Source organism: Thermodesulfovibrio hydrogeniphilus, assembly GCF_054657355.1.
The window spans coordinates 1,284,801-1,300,956 of the sequence record NZ_BAAHYW010000001.1; the positions used below are offsets into that span (position 1 = coordinate 1,284,801).

At 36.2% G+C, this 16,156-nt stretch carries 16 protein-coding genes and 1 pseudogene; 6 read left to right on the plus strand and 11 right to left on the minus strand.

The features are described 5' to 3' along the window. Nucleotides 1-46 precede the first annotated feature (46 nt). Nucleotides 47-1,153: an IS4 family transposase gene (locus ACYQ3P_RS06480; RefSeq protein WP_460177124.1), complete on the plus strand. Its 1,107-nt coding sequence runs from the start codon at nucleotides 47-49 to the stop codon at nucleotides 1,151-1,153. Nucleotides 1,154-1,270: 117 nt separating this feature from the next. Further along, a complete protein-coding gene (locus ACYQ3P_RS06485; protein WP_460176854.1) occupies nucleotides 1,271-1,447 on the plus strand; it encodes a hypothetical protein in 177 nt (58 codons plus the stop codon). A 182-nt stretch (nucleotides 1,448-1,629) separates the two neighbouring features. On the opposite strand, the gene ACYQ3P_RS06490 is transcribed toward ACYQ3P_RS06485, so the two are convergent. From ACYQ3P_RS06490 to ACYQ3P_RS06520, 7 genes are all read right to left on the minus strand, one after another. Next, complete coding sequence (locus ACYQ3P_RS06490) at nucleotides 1,630-2,226, minus strand: class I SAM-dependent methyltransferase (RefSeq protein WP_460177125.1); 597 nt, start codon at nucleotides 2,224-2,226, stop codon at nucleotides 1,630-1,632. A 260-nt stretch (nucleotides 2,227-2,486) separates the two neighbouring features. Further along, nucleotides 2,487-3,143 carry an energy-coupling factor ABC transporter ATP-binding protein gene (locus ACYQ3P_RS06495; protein ID WP_460177126.1) on the minus strand — a complete coding sequence of 219 codons (657 nt, stop codon included), beginning with the start codon at nucleotides 3,141-3,143 and terminating at the stop codon, nucleotides 2,487-2,489. Beyond that, nucleotides 3,140-3,883 (minus strand): cobalt ECF transporter T component CbiQ, encoded by a 744-nt coding sequence (gene cbiQ / locus ACYQ3P_RS06500; RefSeq protein WP_460177127.1) that lies wholly within the window; start codon nucleotides 3,881-3,883, stop codon nucleotides 3,140-3,142. The genes ACYQ3P_RS06495 and cbiQ overlap by 4 nt, the downstream gene beginning before the upstream one ends. Beyond that, a complete protein-coding gene (locus tag ACYQ3P_RS06505) occupies nucleotides 3,873-4,523 on the minus strand; it encodes a hypothetical protein (protein ID WP_460177128.1) in 651 nt (216 codons plus the stop codon). The genes cbiQ and ACYQ3P_RS06505 overlap by 11 nt, the downstream gene beginning before the upstream one ends. A gap of 100 nt (nucleotides 4,524-4,623) precedes the next feature. Further along, nucleotides 4,624-5,223, minus strand: coding sequence for a cobalt transporter CbiM (cbiM, locus tag ACYQ3P_RS06510; protein ID WP_460177129.1), 600 nt, complete (start codon nucleotides 5,221-5,223; stop codon nucleotides 4,624-4,626). Next, nucleotides 5,223-5,993 carry a DUF4198 domain-containing protein gene (locus tag ACYQ3P_RS06515; RefSeq protein WP_460177130.1) on the minus strand — a complete coding sequence of 257 codons (771 nt, stop codon included), beginning with the start codon at nucleotides 5,991-5,993 and terminating at the stop codon, nucleotides 5,223-5,225. The genes cbiM and ACYQ3P_RS06515 overlap by 1 nt, the downstream gene beginning before the upstream one ends. Nucleotides 5,994-6,004: 11 nt before the next feature. Then, nucleotides 6,005-7,129, minus strand: coding sequence for a carbohydrate porin (locus ACYQ3P_RS06520; protein WP_460177131.1), 1,125 nt, complete (start codon nucleotides 7,127-7,129; stop codon nucleotides 6,005-6,007). A 231-nt stretch (nucleotides 7,130-7,360) separates the two neighbouring features. Here ACYQ3P_RS06520 and ACYQ3P_RS11750 point away from each other — a divergent pair. From ACYQ3P_RS11750 to ACYQ3P_RS06540, 4 genes and pseudogenes are all read left to right on the plus strand, one after another. After that, nucleotides 7,361-7,534: pseudogene (locus tag ACYQ3P_RS11750) on the plus strand (transposase); the annotation flags it as partial. A gap of 90 nt (nucleotides 7,535-7,624) precedes the next feature. Then, a complete protein-coding gene (locus ACYQ3P_RS06530; protein ID WP_460178052.1) occupies nucleotides 7,625-8,467 on the plus strand; it encodes a transposase in 843 nt (280 codons plus the stop codon). A gap of 594 nt (nucleotides 8,468-9,061) precedes the next feature. Further along, a complete protein-coding gene (locus tag ACYQ3P_RS06535) occupies nucleotides 9,062-10,093 on the plus strand; it encodes an IS4 family transposase (RefSeq protein WP_460177132.1) in 1,032 nt (343 codons plus the stop codon). Between the two features lie 653 nt (nucleotides 10,094-10,746). Then, the gene (locus ACYQ3P_RS06540) at nucleotides 10,747-12,375 is read left to right on the plus strand and encodes a phosphohexomutase domain-containing protein (RefSeq protein ID WP_460177133.1); all 1,629 of its coding nucleotides are present in this window, start codon (nucleotides 10,747-10,749) and stop codon (nucleotides 12,373-12,375) included. Here the strand turns inward: ACYQ3P_RS06540 and ACYQ3P_RS06545 are convergent. The 4 genes from ACYQ3P_RS06545 to ACYQ3P_RS06560 are packed head-to-tail and all read right to left on the minus strand — an operon-like array spanning nucleotide 12,372 to nucleotide 15,970. Beyond that, nucleotides 12,372-12,794 (minus strand): response regulator, encoded by a 423-nt coding sequence (locus ACYQ3P_RS06545; protein WP_460177134.1) that lies wholly within the window; start codon nucleotides 12,792-12,794, stop codon nucleotides 12,372-12,374. The two genes, ACYQ3P_RS06540 and ACYQ3P_RS06545, sit on opposite strands and share 4 nt — an antisense overlap. Before the next feature lie 2 nt (nucleotides 12,795-12,796). Next, a complete protein-coding gene (locus ACYQ3P_RS06550) occupies nucleotides 12,797-13,972 on the minus strand; it encodes a type IV pilus twitching motility protein PilT (protein WP_460177135.1) in 1,176 nt (391 codons plus the stop codon). Then, nucleotides 13,969-15,048, minus strand: coding sequence for a type IV pilus twitching motility protein PilT (locus ACYQ3P_RS06555; protein ID WP_460177136.1), 1,080 nt, complete (start codon nucleotides 15,046-15,048; stop codon nucleotides 13,969-13,971). The genes ACYQ3P_RS06550 and ACYQ3P_RS06555 overlap by 4 nt, the downstream gene beginning before the upstream one ends. 31 nt (nucleotides 15,049-15,079) lie before the next feature. Next, nucleotides 15,080-15,970 carry a lysophospholipid acyltransferase family protein gene (locus tag ACYQ3P_RS06560; RefSeq protein ID WP_460177137.1) on the minus strand — a complete coding sequence of 297 codons (891 nt, stop codon included), beginning with the start codon at nucleotides 15,968-15,970 and terminating at the stop codon, nucleotides 15,080-15,082. Nucleotides 15,971-16,156: the final 186 nt, after the last annotated feature.

Below are 16,156 nucleotides of genomic sequence, written 5' to 3' on the forward strand. Positions count from 1 at the left end.
AGCAGTATTTTCAGTCAAATTCTATCCCTTTTTCCAAGATTAGAATTTGAGAAGTCAGTCAAAGCAGACAGAAGCTGAGCGTAGAGCAAAAGGGTTTACGAGTTGGGGGCAATTTGTAGCTATGTTATTTTGTCAACTTGGGCAGGCGCATTCTCTAAGAGAGATATGTAATGGACTTGCCAGTTGCGTTGGTAAGTTAAGGCATCTTGGTATAAAAGAAGCTCCAAAGAGCTCTACCCTTGCCTATGCAAATGAACACAGACCGTGGGAACTTTTTCAAGCAGTATTTTATATGCTTCTTCAGAGATGTCAGTCTAAATTTACTGGCAAGAGGAAATTCAGATTTAAGAACAAGCTAATGAGCTTTGATGCATCTGTAATAGAGTTGTGTGCAACAGTATTTGACTGGGCAAAATTCAGAAAGACTAAAGGTGCGGTAAAGTTGCATTTACTACTTGACCACTCAGGATATTTACCTGAATATGCGCATATAACAGAAGGTAAAGTGCACGAAGTAAAAATATTAAGGAGACTTCAATTTTGTTCTGGTGCCATAGTAGTAATAGACAGAGGGTGTGTTGACTATGCTTTATTTGGTAGATGGACAGAGGAGGGGGTATATTTTGTAACAAGGTTAAAAGACAACGCCTCTTATAAAGTGATAAAGAGCCTACCAGTGCCAAAGAACAGAAACATAATTCGGGATGAGATAATCAAGCTTAAGGGTTTTTATGCAGAGCAAGACTGTCCATATGAGCTACGGAGGATAGAGGTCATGGATAAGGAAACAAAAGAGACAGTTGTGCTACTCACGAACCAACTGAACTTTGGTGCAACGACCATATCAGAGATATACAAAGACAGATGGCAGGGCAGATTTTTTAAGACATTGAAACAAAATCTAAGAGTAAAAACCTTTGTAGGGACATCAGCGAATGCACTTAAGATACAGATATGGACGGCATTAATAGCGATACTGATACTGAAGTATCTGAAAGAGTTATCAACATTTGGATGGTCATTAAGTAATCTAGTTGCATTGTTGAGACTAAACCTATTTACATATAGGAATTTATGGGAATGGATAAATAAACCGACAGAGACACCGCAAATTGAGCCTCAAATAGAACAGTTAAAATTTAGACTTGTTTAATTGGACAGCAAATAAAAAGAAAGGGGGGTAACCTGATTTTGAAAAAGCAAATTTTCTTGTCCAAAAGTCTTATTTTATGCGGATGTTTTTTATGAGTTTAGATTATTTTGGACAGCAATGTGTTTGGACAAATTTTATGAGATAGGGATAGGAGGTTTTGAGATAGAGGGGGAGAAAATAAGGATTATGAGCAAAGCTAAGGAGGAACATAAAAAGATACTTAGAATATTGGGAGTAGGGGATAAGATTTTCAGAACTTACGAAAGTGCGAGAGAATTTTGTAGGCTAATCTAAAAATTATAACTCATTGATTTTAAAATTTTTTTATTCAAAAGTTGATGAAGTGGGGTAAAAGAACACTTGGCTTGCCAATGCAAGCTTTTTATAATAGGAAGAGGAAATTTTTTACTAAAGCATCGCCATGACACTTAATAAAATTGTCAAAATGAACCTAATGGTTTAAATCAAACAGATGGCTATTTTTCAAGTATAAGAAAAATATCTCCTTCAATGAGATCGTCTATAACTTGATACTTACATTGAAAATCCTCTGCAAGGGTCTCAAGATATTTTTTGTCGTAATAGACCAATCCTATGTCCTTAAGCGATGTTTTCTTATTGAGGCAGGTAAAGATAAGTTTCTCAGTCGTATGTTTGAAAAGAATTTTCAAGCATCTATTCATAATAGCTTCTGCACCTTCAATGGCAAGATTAAAAACTCCTATGGCAATGGTGTAGTGAAAATCATCGTTTAGAGGCTCATTTTCAATGTCTTGAACAAAGAATCTGGCATCTTTATACTTTTTTCTTGCAAGGTCAATAAGATACGGATTAATATCTATGCCTGTATAGTCACAATTAATACCCTTTTCCTTTAAAAAACCATAAAAATCACCCTTACCACAGCCAAAATCAAGAAGTTTTTTCCCAAGCGGATTTAATAACTCAAGCACAGCATTATAACGAAGCAGTTGTCCCTGCGGTGTCCATCCCACAGCCTCGGGCTTATCTTTGAAATGTATAAAACGCTTTGTAAAAAAATCTATAACATATTCCTTTGATAGTTCATCCATAATTTCACCTCCCAAAAATAGCGATAGACACTCGTCACTGCGAGCCCCCTGTTGCGAGCGATAGCGTGGCAATCTGGGGCGAAGCAGTCTCACTCTCCTCCCCGTCATTGCGACTCCGAGCGAAGCGAGGAGGAAGCAATCTTGCCTTTTCCCCTTCAAAGAGATTGCTTCGCATCCTTCGGATGCTCGAAGTGACAGCAAAAAATGCTTAATTTTCAAATGGTTATGCCAATTTTTGGATTTCTATCTCTATTTTTGGGTCACCTCATTTCTCTTAACTGCCCATCTTTTAAATTATAAATTTTTTCAGTCGCTGATTCTATGAATTTTTTATCATGGGACACTATCAGATAGGTATTTGCTTGATTTTTTAAGTAGTCTATCAATTTTTCAACTGTAGTTTCATCCAATCCAGCAGACGGTTCATCAAGCAAATAGCAAATTGGTTTCATGGCAATAACTGTTGCAAGGGCAACGAGTTTTTTCTCACCGCCTGATAGTTTAAAAGTAACTCTGTTTTCAAAACCCTTTAATCCAAGCAGCTCAAGTGTGTCATGCACAATTTTTGAAGCCTCTGCTTTTGTCTTTCCAAGATTCAATGGACCAAATGCCACGTCTTCCTTTACTGTTGGGCAGAAAAGCTGACTGTCTGAGTCCTGAAAGAGCAGTCCTATTTTTTGCCTAACCTCACTGAAATCTTTTTCGGTTTGTCTTATTTTCCCAAAAATTTCAACAAGTCCTCTTTGAGGTTTTAAAAGTCCCATGATAATGTACAAAAGAGTTGTCTTACCTGAACCATTAGGACCAATCAGTCCAACCCTTTCTCCTTCGTAAAGGTCAAAATTCAAGTCATCAAAGACTTTTCTTCCTTCGTAGCTGAATGTGATGTTTCTAAGTCTTATAATTGGCTCTTTCAACTTTTAACCCAAATAAAAATGAAAATTGCAAAAGATGCAATACCAAATATTATATCAGTTTTTTTCATTCTGAAGTGCTCAAGAAGAGGAAAATAGCCTTTAAAGCCTCTGCAAAGCATTGCTTTGTAAATCTCCTCTGCCCTTTCATAGCTTTTTATAAGAATTCCCGCAACCATGTATGCATAGGTTTTATATGTATGAAGATTTGTTTTAGGAACAAACCCCCTTGCGTAAACTGCTCTCTTAATTTTTATATATTCCTCGTGAATAACTGTTATGTAGCGATAAAAAAGGAAAAACACTGTTATCAGCTTTTTTGGAACTTTAAAATGGTCCAAAGCATGGGCGAGGGAAAACACTGAAGAAGTTGACAAAAGAGCTATTGTAGCTATAATTATTGCATTGCATTTGATTGTAATTGAAAGAGCATAAATAAGTCCTTCATAACTTATCTTAAGTGGACCAACATAAAAATATGGATTACCAGAGTAGCTAAGAGGCACAAAAATCCAGATAAAGGCTATAAAAAAGTTTGCTAAAAAAAGCCTTGTGAAAACAGACTTCATTTTTAGCTTTGCAATGAAAAGCAAAATTAAAGAGTAAAGAAGGAAAAGCGAAGGATTTTTAATTCCTGTTGATATTGCACATAGTATGCTAAATGCGGAGAAAACTAATATTTTTACTCTTGGATCTAATTTATGAAGAAGACTTCTACCTTCTGAGAATTCCTCAAGATGCATTTTTTCTTCTTTTAATAAGCATTATAATTCCCCAAATTCCAAAAATATAGCCAATTCCACCAATTATGTCCCTAATGCTTGCCTTATCCATCTGCTTTCTTAAGTCCATCAGTTCAGCCCTTAAACCTTGAATTTTTGTCTCCATTGCCTCTTCAACTATCTTTTTAATCTCTTCATTTGTAAGCTTATTTTCAACTTTACCTGCACCTGCATTTTCACCTGCACTTGCACTTACACCTACACTTGCACTTACACCTACACTCTTCACACTGTCTGTTTTAGACTGTCTCTTTTCCTTTCTTTCACTATCCACCATTCCCGAGCCACTATCCACCAACTTATACTCAGCCCTGTGTCCTTCTCCTGCAGGAATTACTATTTTCAATGTTCCCTTTTCATTTGTTTTAAAACTATATTTTCCCTTTTCATCAGTTGATGTTTCAAGAATTTTTTGCCCCTTTTCATTGTAAACCTCTACTTTGCTGTTTTTGCATGGTGAACCATCAACAAAGTAGCATTCTCCAAAAACCTTATATGCCTCCCTGTACGCATAGGTGCTTACTTTATGGGCAAATGAGTCCTGCACAAAAAACATCAAACTTAAAATGCTTCCAAAAATTAATAAATTTAAATTCCGCATACTAACCCTCCTTCTCTCTTTTTGCATCCATTACTGCAAAGTAATCCCAATTTCTTCCCCATTCACCAATCACTATTCACCAATCACCAGCTACCATTCACTATCCACCAACAAATGCCTCTGGTTTCACTTTTTTAAGATATGTTACAACAAAGCCAGTTATTATTCCTTCAACTACTGCAACAGGAAGATGAGCTAACAAAAGTGTTCCTGCTACACCAATAAAGCTTTTTTCTGTCTCAAGAAGAGCAATACTTATAAAAACTGCTGCAATAAGTATTGAAAAACTTCCTCCTAAAAATCCTCCAATGAATGCAGTAGTTTTACCTTTAAGAATCATTTTTCTAAAAATATAATATGACAAAACTCCCGGCATTGCCATAGAAAAAGTATTCACTCCTAAAGTAGTAAGCCCACCAAACTGAAACAAAACAGCCTGAAGAACAAGCGCTACAAATATTGAAGGAAAAGCTGCCCAACCAAGAAGCATTCCCACAAGTCCATTAAGAACAAGATGGGCTGATGTTGGTCCTATTGGAATATGAATTAAAGATGCAACAAAAAACGCTGAAGACAAAACTGCAACTTTAGGAATGTCTTCGTTTCTTATTTTTCTAAGTCCAATAGCAAGCCCACCTAAAGAAAGAATAGCGCCAGCAAGAAGCACTGGCGCTGAAAGAACTCCTTCAGATATATGCATTATTTCATCTCCCTTGCCTTAACCCATATAACTCCACCAATCTCTACAGGATATTCTTTTCCATCTTTCTTAATTTTGTATGGAGCATCAGTTAAGACTGCAAATCCCCACCATCCTGACTTTGGAATTGCATATGTAAAAACACCATTTGCATCAGCCTTAATAACCTGTGTTACATACGAATCCTTTGGTGCTTTTACTTTGCCACCTTCATTAAAGTACTCAACCTCAACCTCTGCAAATGGAAGAGGCTTTCCATTGAGCTTTACAATTCCTTGAAATACATTTCCAACCCATAGTCCATAAGGTCTTGTGAGAGGAACTATCTCAATTGGAAGTCCGACCTCCTTGTCCCATCCTTCCTCTTTTCCAAGTGCTTGAACAACAACCTTTGTGTAATGAATTATAAATTTATCCTCTGCAGGCTCCCAGTATGGCTGTGGCTCAAAATAAAATATGTAATCTCCTGGTTTCTTAATCATAAACTGAGCTTCCCATGCATTTTTACCCTTTATTTTTTTATTAACAAGACTTTCAAGTAAATCAATTTTTTCCTCACCAATTAACACTCCAAAAGCCTTTGGCTTTTCCATGTTTAACCATTCCTGCTCAAAGGGATGCATAAAATAGAGTTTGAGAGTAATTTTCTTTGGGTCTTTCTCTCCGATGATGTCTTCAGAAGGAAGAATTACTCCAAAGTGAGCAAATGCTGTGCCTGCGAAAAATAAGACTGTCACGATGCTAAGTAAAAATTTTGAAAATCCTTTCATCTTATACCTCCTTAAAAGTGAATATTAAATCTAACTCCATAGATATTTGCTGCTTTCTTTCCATTTTCCCTTTCTTTGTCCTGCACATACTGATAATCAAGGGTAAGGTCAGAGCTTAAGAATTTGTAGCTGAATAGATTAAACTTTACATATCCTTCAAATACTTGGCTTGAGCTTAAATCAGCCTTTGAAGGAGACTTTAAATATGCATATCCTACTCCTACTTCATCGTCCTTCCTTCCCCAAACACTTCCCTTAAGATTCAATCCAAATGAGACCATTCTGTTGTAATCAACTTGCGCAGAGTCATCCTGCCAGCCTGCCCTTAGAAATGCTCCAAGTGTCTCCTTCACAAGCTCTTGGTCAAAGGATACTCCTATGCCTTTCAGTGCCTTATAGTTTTCTTCATCCCAGTCTAAAAATCTCTTGTTTGTTGTGTATGCATAAAGCCTGTAGTTACCCTCGCCCAAAGATGTCTCAAGCTTGTATCCAACCTGTGCACCTATCCAGTTGTAGTTTCTCTCAGCCTCATTCTTTGAACGCATTCCAACAACCCTAAAATGAAATCCATTTATTTCAAACTCTCCTGCAACTCCATAGTCATAATTTGGAAGATTTGCAAGGGGATTGTTAACCAATGCCTCATTCATAAACTGCCCAATTTCATCATTTGCAAAGGCATTGTCATCAATAAAGGATGTTGAGCCAATTATTCCAGCTGTAAATTTAAGGGATGTCTCCTTTGCAAGTTCAAACTTATGGGAGTACCAAAGCTCCAGAAGATGGTCCCTTGAGCGACCATTAATGTTTTTTAGGTCAATGAAAACATCATCTGCATTTGAGGATAAAGTGAAAGGATAGCTTGAATCCTTAAAACCACTTCCCTTAGCAAAGCTCGCTCTTAAGAAAAATTCATCATTTTCAGTTGGTCTCAAAGATACATTAAAATCAATAACTGCAGAGCCACGGTCTTGTCTTTTCTTTTTTGTCTCATCATCCAAGTAACCCTTGCTCATATTGAGCCACTGATAAACTGTTGTTGCTGTTCCTGAAATTGAAAACTTCTCTGTAATGTCTGCTGCAAAGACTGACATTGGAAAAGCAAAAAGCACAAACAAAACAATAACTTTCCTCATCTTTCCTTCCTCCCTTTCAAAAAATGAGACTGTTCAAAAACTTACAAACACCTGAAAATCAAGCATTTGTAAGCTATTGCTTTTTTTCTTTGCCCCTAAATCATTAAAATATCTTAATCCTTTTATATCGGAGGACAAGCAACGAGAAGACATAATCAACCTAACTTTGCTGACAATATCATTTCTCAAATTATACCTCTTGATGACCCCCTTAAAATTCTTTTCAGCAGTATTCACTTCTCCTTCATATATGAACTTTGTAGAGATAAGTACTCCTCCGTCGGTAGGCAAGGCTACAACCCTGTTAGTCTTTTTAAAGCACTTTTGCTCATTTATCTTGGATATGCCAACTCTGAAAGAGACCTTGCTAAAAAGCTCAAGTTTGACGGTAGACTCTGCTTTCTCTGCGGATTCTCCTACGGAAACACTCCAAAACATAACACCTTCCACTACTTTAGGCAAAGACTTGGAGTTGACACTTTTCATGATATTGTTATGAATCTTATTGCTCAATCTTTGGTTAATATAAAAAGCAATAAACTTAAGCTTTCTATAGATTCTACCCATATAGAAGCCTTTCCTTCTGATAAAGATGCTAAGCTTGGATACAAACAGAAGGACTTTAGCTTTTTTGGCTACAAAGTCCATCTCACAGTCACTACCACAGAATTGCCAGTGATTGTATCTGCCACTGTTACAGAGGGAAATAAATGGGATGGGCACTTTCTTGCACCTTTGACAGAGTTTGCTCAAAAGATTGCTAAAAAGAACAACAAAACAATACAGGCAGTAATAGCAGATGCAGGATATGATTCTGTGGAAAATGGGAAATTTCTTTTGGGAAGAGACATTATTCCATACATTGCTGAAAATCCCAGAGGAAGAAAAAATCCTTTGCAAACAGGCTTTATAACTGTAACATCCAAAGGAAAACTTGTCTGTCCAGTAGGAATTGAACTTTGTTATTGGGGAAGAGAAAGCAAAAGAGGAAGAATAAAATTTCGCTGCGGGCTTCATAAAGAAAAAGGAAAAGGATGTCTTTTTAGAAACATCTGCTATGGCAAGAGTGATTACGGACCTTGTTTTTATATCAAAGAAGACCAAGACACACAAAAAACAATGAGAGCGATAAGAAGTAAGAAAAGCTTTAAAGCGACTTATAAGCAAAGGACAGTAATTGAACGAGTCAACAATGTACTTAAGACAGCTCAAAGGCTTTGTCAGTTGAGAGTAAGGGGGATAAAACAAGTAAGCATACATGTTTTTATGAGCATTGCAGCTTATTTGAGCAGAGTCATAGCTGGATTTAAGACGAACAACAAACTTGTTAGTGTGTAAAGCATATACTAAACAATAATATAAAGAGAACAATATAGGAAATCTAAGGGATAGTATTTGAAAATTGAGGGGTAATAATTGATTTTTTAGTGATAAAAAGGTTAATATTTGAGCATATGATGGAAAAATTACTATCAATTTTTTATTGAAGTCTTTTAAATTTTTCTTACCTATCTCCATAGACTTAAACCTTTATCATTTTTGGACAGTCTCAAAAAATAAAAGCCACAAAAGCTTACTTTCGCTCTTCTGAGCGATTCCAAGCCTTCGTGGCTTGATTTATTATATCAATAATAACTTAACGAGTCAATATGAATTAAAAAGTCGCTAAAAAAAGATAAACAATATTCACTAAGAACTGAATTCACTCTTGTCCAAAATAAATTTTTTAAAAAGCTCCGATCTGGGTAAAATAGATAAACATTTAGCTTAAAAATTAAAGACCCAGATCGGAGGTGTATATGAATAAGTATAGCAGTATTTTCAGTCAAATTCTATCCCTTTTTCCAAGATTAGAATTTGAGAAGTCAGTCAAAGCAGACAGAAGCTGAGCGTAGAGCAAAAGGGTTTACGAGTTGAGGGCAATTTGTAGCTATGTTATTTTGTCAACTTGGGCAGGCGCATTCTCTAAGAGAGATATGTAATGGACTTGCCAGTTGCGTTGGTAAGTTAAGGCATCTTGGTATAAAAGAAGCTCCAAAGAGCTCTACCCTTGCCTATGCAAATGAACACAGACCGTGGGAACTTTTTCAAGCAGTATTTTATATGCTTCTTCAGAGATGTCAGTCTAAATTTACTGGCAAGAGGAAATTCAGATTTAAGAACAAGCTAATGAGCTTTGATGCATCTGTAATAGAGTTGTGTGCAACAGTATTTGACTGGGCAAAATTCAGAAAGACTAAAGGTGCGGTAAAGTTGCATTTACTACTTGACCACTCAGGATATTTACCTGAATATGCGCATATAACAGAAGGTAAAGTGCACGAAGTAAACATATTAAGGAGACTTCAATTTTGTTCTGGTGACATAGTAGTAATAGACAGAGGGTGTGTTGACTATGCTTTATTTGGTAGATGGACAGAGGAGGGGGTATATTTTGTAACAAGGTTAAAGGACAACGCCTCTTATAAAGTGATAAAGAGCCTACCAGTGCCAAAGAACAGAAACATAATTCGGGACGAGATAATCAAGCTTAAGGGTTTTTATGCAGAGCAAGACTGTCCATATGAGCTACGGAGGATAGAGGTCATGGATAAGGAAACAAAAGATACAGTTGTGCTACTCACGAACCAACTGAACTTTGGTGCAACGACCATATCAGAGATATACAAAGACAGATGGCAGGGCAGATTTTTTAAGACATTGAAACAAAATCTAAGAGTAAAAACCTTTGTAGGGACATCAGCGAATGCACTTAAGATACAGATATGGACGGCATTAATAGCGATACTGATACTGAAGTATCTGAAGGAGTTATCAACATTTGGATGGTCATTAAGTAATCTAGTTGCATTGTTGAGACTAAACCTATTTACATATAGGAATTTATGGGAATGGATAAATAAACCGACAGAGACACCGCAAATTGAGCCTCAAATAGAACAGTTAAAATTTAGACTTGTTTAATTGGACAGCAAATAAAAAGAAAGGGGGGTAACCTGATTTTGAAAAAGCAAATTTTCTTGTCCAAAAGTCTTATTTTATGCGGATGTTTTTTATGAGTTTAGATTATTTTGGACAGCAATGAACTGAATTTAAAGCGAACTCTGGGATTGATTCCTCCTCGCTTTGCTCGAAATCGCAGTGATGCTCTTTTATAGTCTTCAATAGGCTTACTAAACAACTTTTTCATGGCATCACAAGGCTTGCGAAGCAATCCGAAGAGATCTCTCTTAGGGGATAGAGAAAAAAACAAGATTGCTTAGGGAACTAAGCCTGTAATACACTGAAGGCATGAAGACTTATCGAAAAATAGAGATAGACACTCGTCACTGCGAGCCCCCCTGTTGCGAGCGATAGCGTGGCAATCTGGGGCGAAGCAGTCTCACTCTCCTCCCCGTCATTGCGACTCCGAGCGAAGCGAGGAGGAAGCAATCTTGCCTTTTCCCCTTCAAAGAGATTGCTTCGCATCCTTCGGAGGCTCGCAATGACAGCAAAAAATACTTAATTTTCAAATGGTTATGCCAATTATTGGATTTCTATCGCTATTTTTGGGACTTATCGCAATGATTCTTAAAAATCGCATAATTTAGGTTATAATTAAAAAAAAGGAGATGATTATGAAAGCATCAGAAATATGGAGAAAAATTTTAAGCAATCCATCCCAAAACAGACATCTTCTAAAAGAAATTATAGAGCTTGCAAAGGAAAATACAGAAAAAACAGTTATTCACTTTGGCACTTCTGGATGGAGAGGAGAAATAGGTTCTGATTTTACAATGCAGAATGTTCGTGTTCTGACATCTGCAATTGTTGAAGCAGTTAAGAGCGAAGACAAGCAAGTACTAAAGGCATTCGGCGTAAGTTCATTTAATGAGTTCAAGGAAAGGGGAATTATTGTTGGACATGATAACAGAATTTTAGGGCAGGATTTTGCCTATGAGGTTATTGGAATTCTGCAAAATGAAGGTATAAATTGCTATTATGCAGGTGAGGCAGCAACACCTGAGTTTTCTGCTGGTATTGTTGAACTTGGCACTTCTGTCTCCATTAATCTTACGCCAAGTCATAATCCAGCTAATTATGGAGGTTTTAAACTAAATCCATCCGATGGAGGACCTGCTCCAGAGAAATTAACTAAACCTATAGAGAATCTTGCAAATGAGTTGATGAAAAAAGCAGAGTCTATAAAATCTATTCCTCCTAAAGAAATCAAAAGAATAGATTTGACAGAAGTCTATAAAAGATTTATTGAAAAGAGGGGCATTTTAAACATTGAAAAGATAAAAAACTTTCTTGAAAAAAACAGACAGACAATAGTTGTTGACCACATGTATGGTGCTACGAAGGGAAAGCTTGCAAAAATTCTATCTCTGAAGCCGGGGACTTTTATATGTTTAAGAAGAGATGATGACCCATTATTTGAAGGGCTTTCTCCAGAGCCAAGTGAAGCCAATCTTGCTCTTGCCTTATCACATCTTAAACCAGATACCCTTGCTTTTGCCGCTATAATTGATCCGGATGGAGACAGAGTTAGGTTTGCGGATTTAAAAAGGCAAATACCTATGAATTATTTTGGTGCAATGGCATTCCATTATCTCTATGTGCATAAGGGACTAAGGGGCATTGTAGTAAAGAGTGTTGGAACAAGTAATTTTGTCAATGCCATAGCTAAAGCTTTGGAAGTTCCTGTTGTAGAAACAAAGGTAGGTTTTAAACACTTTAGACCCTATCTTTTACCAGATGCTGAAAATAAAGCTATTGTGGCTTTTGAAGAGTCCGATGGAATTTCCGTTCAAAATCATACCCTTGAGAAAGATGCTATGTTTGGAGTTTTGCTTGCAATAGAAATGATTGCCACACTGAATAAAAGTCTAAGTGATTATCTTGAAGAAATAGAAAGCATCTACGGAAAATTTTACCCAGACAGAACAGGAATAGAAATTCCAAGAGAAAAATTTGGTCCCCATATAAAGAACAATGTTGAGCAAATTGCTAAGGAGCTTAAGATAGACGATACTCTCCAAATAGGCAGTTTAAAAAAGTCTATTGTCTCTGTTATAACAACTGATGGAGTTAAAATTGTTTTTGAAGATAAATCTTGGATTATGATAAGACCTTCTGGCACAGAGCCTAAAGTAAGAATATATGTTGAAACCAAAAACCCTGACGAAAGGAAAGAACTTGTAGAAGGTACAAAGCAGCTTGCAAAGAAGATATGCATTGAAGGAATTTGCAAGTTGAATTAGAGATGTTTGGATAATAACTCTTTAAAAACTCTATATTGGCGGTTATATTCAGCGTATGCTAATTGTAATACTCTTCCTAAAATGTCCGTTTCCTTTGAGTTAATTACCACATTTACACCTAATGAGAAAGCCTTAAAACGATCCAATGTTTTAAAATTTTGTCCAATCAATAACAAAAAAATGTTTCTCCTTATATACATTGGTAAGCTCAAGAGGTATGAAATAACTCTGTTTTTTTCAAAAGGCTCATTGCCGAAATTTTCGTTAATTGCAACGAATGAAATATCATCAGAATTTAGCAAATATAATGCTTCTTCTATGCTAATAGCAATATGATAGTCAAAATCTATGGTTTTCAGATAAAGAGAGATAGATTTTGTAATTTCAGGATTATTCTCACATATCAAAGCCTTAGGCATTTTTAACCTCTTTTAAGCTTTCTTTCATATTCTGTATCAATTTTCAGTCCTTCTATATCTGTTGTTTTCTCGCCCCTTTGAGCCTTTATTTTGTCAATCTCCCTTATCACAACAGCTCTCTGTGATGCATATGCAACAGCTGTCTCTTCTGTTATAAGTCCCTCTTTGTAAAGCTTTATTATTGACTGGTCAAATGTGTGCATTCCAAGAGCTTCAGAGGTTTCTATAACACTGTAAAATGTTTTTTCTGCAGTTTCTCCATTTATAATTAAATCTTTTACTCTAAGATTTTTCCTCATAACTTCAGTTGCAACTACTCTTCCACCACCTATTTTGGGAAGCAATCTCTGGCTGACAACCCATTTAAGTGTGTCAGAGATTCTAAGTCTAACATAGGTTTCATCCTCTGGTGGAAACATTCCGATCATTCTTCCAATTGTCTGTCCTGCATCAGTTGTATGAAGTGTTCCTAATACAAGATGTCCAGTTTCAGCTGCCATCATTGCAGTCTCAAGAGTGTCTCTGTCTCTTATTTCTCCGACAAGTATTACATGAGGTGCTTGTCTTAGTGCAGCCCTAAGACCGTCTGCAAAATCAAAAAAATCAATTCCAAGTTCCCTTTGATTAAATGTTGCCTTTTTAGGAATGTGGACATACTCAATAGGGTCTTCAAGAGTGATTATATGGCAGGGTCTTACCTCATTTATTAAATTAAGAATGGTAGCTAAGGTTGTAGTTTTTCCAGAACCAGTTGCACCTGTAACTAAAACAAGCCCCATTCTTTCCTTTGCAATTTCATAAACAATTTTTGGAAGTTTCAACTCTTCAACAGTAGGAATTCTTAAAGGAAGTTTTCTCATTACGATTGAGTAGTTCCCTCTCTGGGAGAAAATATTAACTCTGAAACGGGCATTGGGTAATGAGTAGCTCAGATCACAGTATCCACGTGTTATCAGGTTTTCAAGAAGTCTTCGCTGATTATTAATAATTAACATAGATAAAATCTCTGTCTGATAGGGTGTAAGTTTTTCTATTGGGACTTCATCAATATATACAGGCCTGAGTTCTCCCCATAACATAACCTGAAAAGGTCTTCCGGCAGTGAAAATTATGTCCGAAATCTCTTCGTGAAATGAAAGAAGCTTCAGCAAAATAAAGTCAAGCTCTTGCTTTCTCATCTGAAGGCTTCCTGAGGCAATTCTTTGAAATATCTTGCAAATTTTTGTTTATCAGTAGCTCTATCATAGGCATCTTCAGGTGTGATTTTGCCTTGCTCCAGTAACTCAATAAGAGCATCATCCATTGTTTGCATACCAATCTTTTTACTGGTTTGCAAAACAGAGAGTATTTGATGAGTTTTTCCTTCTCTTATTAAATTTGCAACTGCATATGTGTTAATTAAAATCTCACATACTGCCACTCTTCCTTTTCCATCAGCCCTTTTAAGTAGTGTTTGAGCAACAACTGCTTGAAGGGATTCGCTAAGAGAAGTTCGCACTTGAGCCTGCTGTTCTGGTGGAAAAACGTCAATAATTCTGTCAATTGTTTTGATGGCTGATGATGTGTGAAGAGTACTGAAAACTAAATGACCTGTGGCAGCTGCTTCCAATGCAAGCTGAATTGTTTCAATATCTCTCATTTCACCAACAAGAATAATATCCGGGTCTTCTCTTAGGGCTGCTCTTAGGGCTTTTGCAAAACTTTCGGTGTGTGTTCCCACTTCCCTGTATGAAATTACACATCCTTTATTTGGATGGATAAATTCAATAGGGTCTTCAATGGTGATTATTCTATCTTTTCTTTGCGTATTTGCATAATCTATAATTGCTGCAAGGGTTGTAGATTTACCAGAACCTGTTGGACCAGTAACCAATACTATTCCTTTTTTTAACATAGCGAATTTTTTAAGCACTTGCGGAAGTCCAAGTTGATCAATGGTCTTTATTTCATTTGGAATATGTCTGAAAGCTGCTCCCATTCCATCTTTATGCATAAAGTAGTTAACACGAAATCTTGCTATACCTGGTATTTCATGGGCAAAATCAAGGTCTCCTGTCTCTTCAAAGATTTTAATCTTTTCCTCAGGCGTTATCTCATAAAGAAGACTTCTTAATTCCTGATTATCTAAGACCTTATATTGAACCCTTACAAGTTCTCCATGTATTCTCAAAACAGGCTGGCTTCCTGCAACGAGATGTAAATCGCTTGCGTTGTTTTCAAGCATTAATTTGAAAAATGCATCTATTCTTGCCATATTTTGATTATAAACTTGAAAAAAATTTTTTTCAAGCCTTCATTTTTTTAAATCTTCTGTGAAACCAGTAATACTGCTCAGGATGCTGTCTGATTAATTTTTCAAGAATATCATTATATTTTTCAGAAAAGGCTATTATATTCTCATCTGAAAAAACTTTTCCTTTTTTGTCAGATTGTATTGTTAATTCAGGATAAATTAAAATTCTGTGCCTTCTATTTTCTCGTGTGATAAAAACAGGTATAATAGGTGCTTCTTTTCTTTGCGCAATTACAAAAGGACCTCTTTGGCATTGAACATATTTACCAAAAAATTTTGCATATACTCCCGGTCTTGCTTGATCAGCAAGCATGAAAACGATCATATTTTTATTTAATGCCCTTATGATTTCCTTTGGCATATCCCTGTCTGAAATAAAGGGAATAGGATGAATGTTATATGATTTAATAAGATTGTATAGGAATCCCTTTGGAAGATATTTGCCTTCCTTGTAAAGTACAGCTACAGGATAATTATTTTCAGCTAACCACGCAAGCATTATGGGAATATTGCCTATGTGTCCGCTTAAAGCAACAACTCCATTGCCCTTTTTAAGTGCGTTATCAAAATTTTCTAATCCTGAAGCTTCCGCCCAAAGTGATAAACTTTCCTTATGCTGGACTATATAGGCAATTTCAAGAATAATCAAAGCGAGTTCTTTAAAAAAATTTTTCAATAAAACTTCGCATTCTTCCAACTCTTTGTCAAAGGCTATTTTTATATTAGAAAGGGCGATTTTATTTCTTGAAATGGGAAAAAAATACCAAATATTCCCGATAATGTTGGCTATCTTTGGTAAATGCTGTTTTTTCAGAGTTTTTCCCAAGAAGAAAAAGAACCAAATTAACAGCTTGAATATTTTATGCTTTATATTTGACTTCATGGCTGTTTAAATTATATATAGATTTGGGATTCTCAAGCGTCATTGCAAGTGTTCGCCATATCTTCGGCTTGCGACAGTCTCCCATTTCCGTCATTGCGAGGGTGCGCCAGCACCCGAAGCAATTTCTTTTTTCATCCCTTCAACTAAGAGAGCACTTCGGCTTTCTTCGCAAGCCTCATGTTGACT

Excerpts from the sequence above, each read along its gene's own strand:
- cbiQ (WP_460177127.1), bottom strand. The coding sequence starts at position 3,883 with ATGCATCTTGAGGAATTCTCAGAAGGTAGAAGTCTTCTTCATAAATTA.
- ACYQ3P_RS06550 (WP_460177135.1), bottom strand. The coding sequence starts at position 13,972 with ATGAGAAAGCAAGAGCTTGACTTTATTTTGCTGAAGCTTCTTTCATTT.
- ACYQ3P_RS06535 (WP_460177132.1), top strand. The coding sequence starts at position 9,062 with ATGTTATTTTGTCAACTTGGGCAGGCGCATTCTCTAAGAGAGATATGT.
- ACYQ3P_RS06540 (WP_460177133.1), top strand. The coding sequence starts at position 10,747 with ATGAAAGCATCAGAAATATGGAGAAAAATTTTAAGCAATCCATCCCAA.
- ACYQ3P_RS06515 (WP_460177130.1), bottom strand. The coding sequence starts at position 5,993 with ATGAAAGGATTTTCAAAATTTTTACTTAGCATCGTGACAGTCTTATTT.
- ACYQ3P_RS06530 (WP_460178052.1), top strand. The coding sequence starts at position 7,625 with ATGAATCTTATTGCTCAATCTTTGGTTAATATAAAAAGCAATAAACTT.
- ACYQ3P_RS06490 (WP_460177125.1), bottom strand. The coding sequence starts at position 2,226 with ATGGATGAACTATCAAAGGAATATGTTATAGATTTTTTTACAAAGCGT.
- ACYQ3P_RS06555 (WP_460177136.1), bottom strand. The coding sequence starts at position 15,048 with ATGGCAAGAATAGATGCATTTTTCAAATTAATGCTTGAAAACAACGCA.
- ACYQ3P_RS06520 (WP_460177131.1), bottom strand. The coding sequence starts at position 7,129 with ATGAGGAAAGTTATTGTTTTGTTTGTGCTTTTTGCTTTTCCAATGTCA.
- ACYQ3P_RS06545 (WP_460177134.1), bottom strand. The coding sequence starts at position 12,794 with ATGCCTAAGGCTTTGATATGTGAGAATAATCCTGAAATTACAAAATCT.
- cbiM (WP_460177129.1), bottom strand. The coding sequence starts at position 5,223 with ATGCATATATCTGAAGGAGTTCTTTCAGCGCCAGTGCTTCTTGCTGGC.
- ACYQ3P_RS06485 (WP_460176854.1), top strand. The coding sequence starts at position 1,271 with ATGTGTTTGGACAAATTTTATGAGATAGGGATAGGAGGTTTTGAGATA.
- ACYQ3P_RS06505 (WP_460177128.1), bottom strand. The coding sequence starts at position 4,523 with ATGCGGAATTTAAATTTATTAATTTTTGGAAGCATTTTAAGTTTGATG.
- ACYQ3P_RS06560 (WP_460177137.1), bottom strand. The coding sequence starts at position 15,970 with ATGAAGTCAAATATAAAGCATAAAATATTCAAGCTGTTAATTTGGTTC.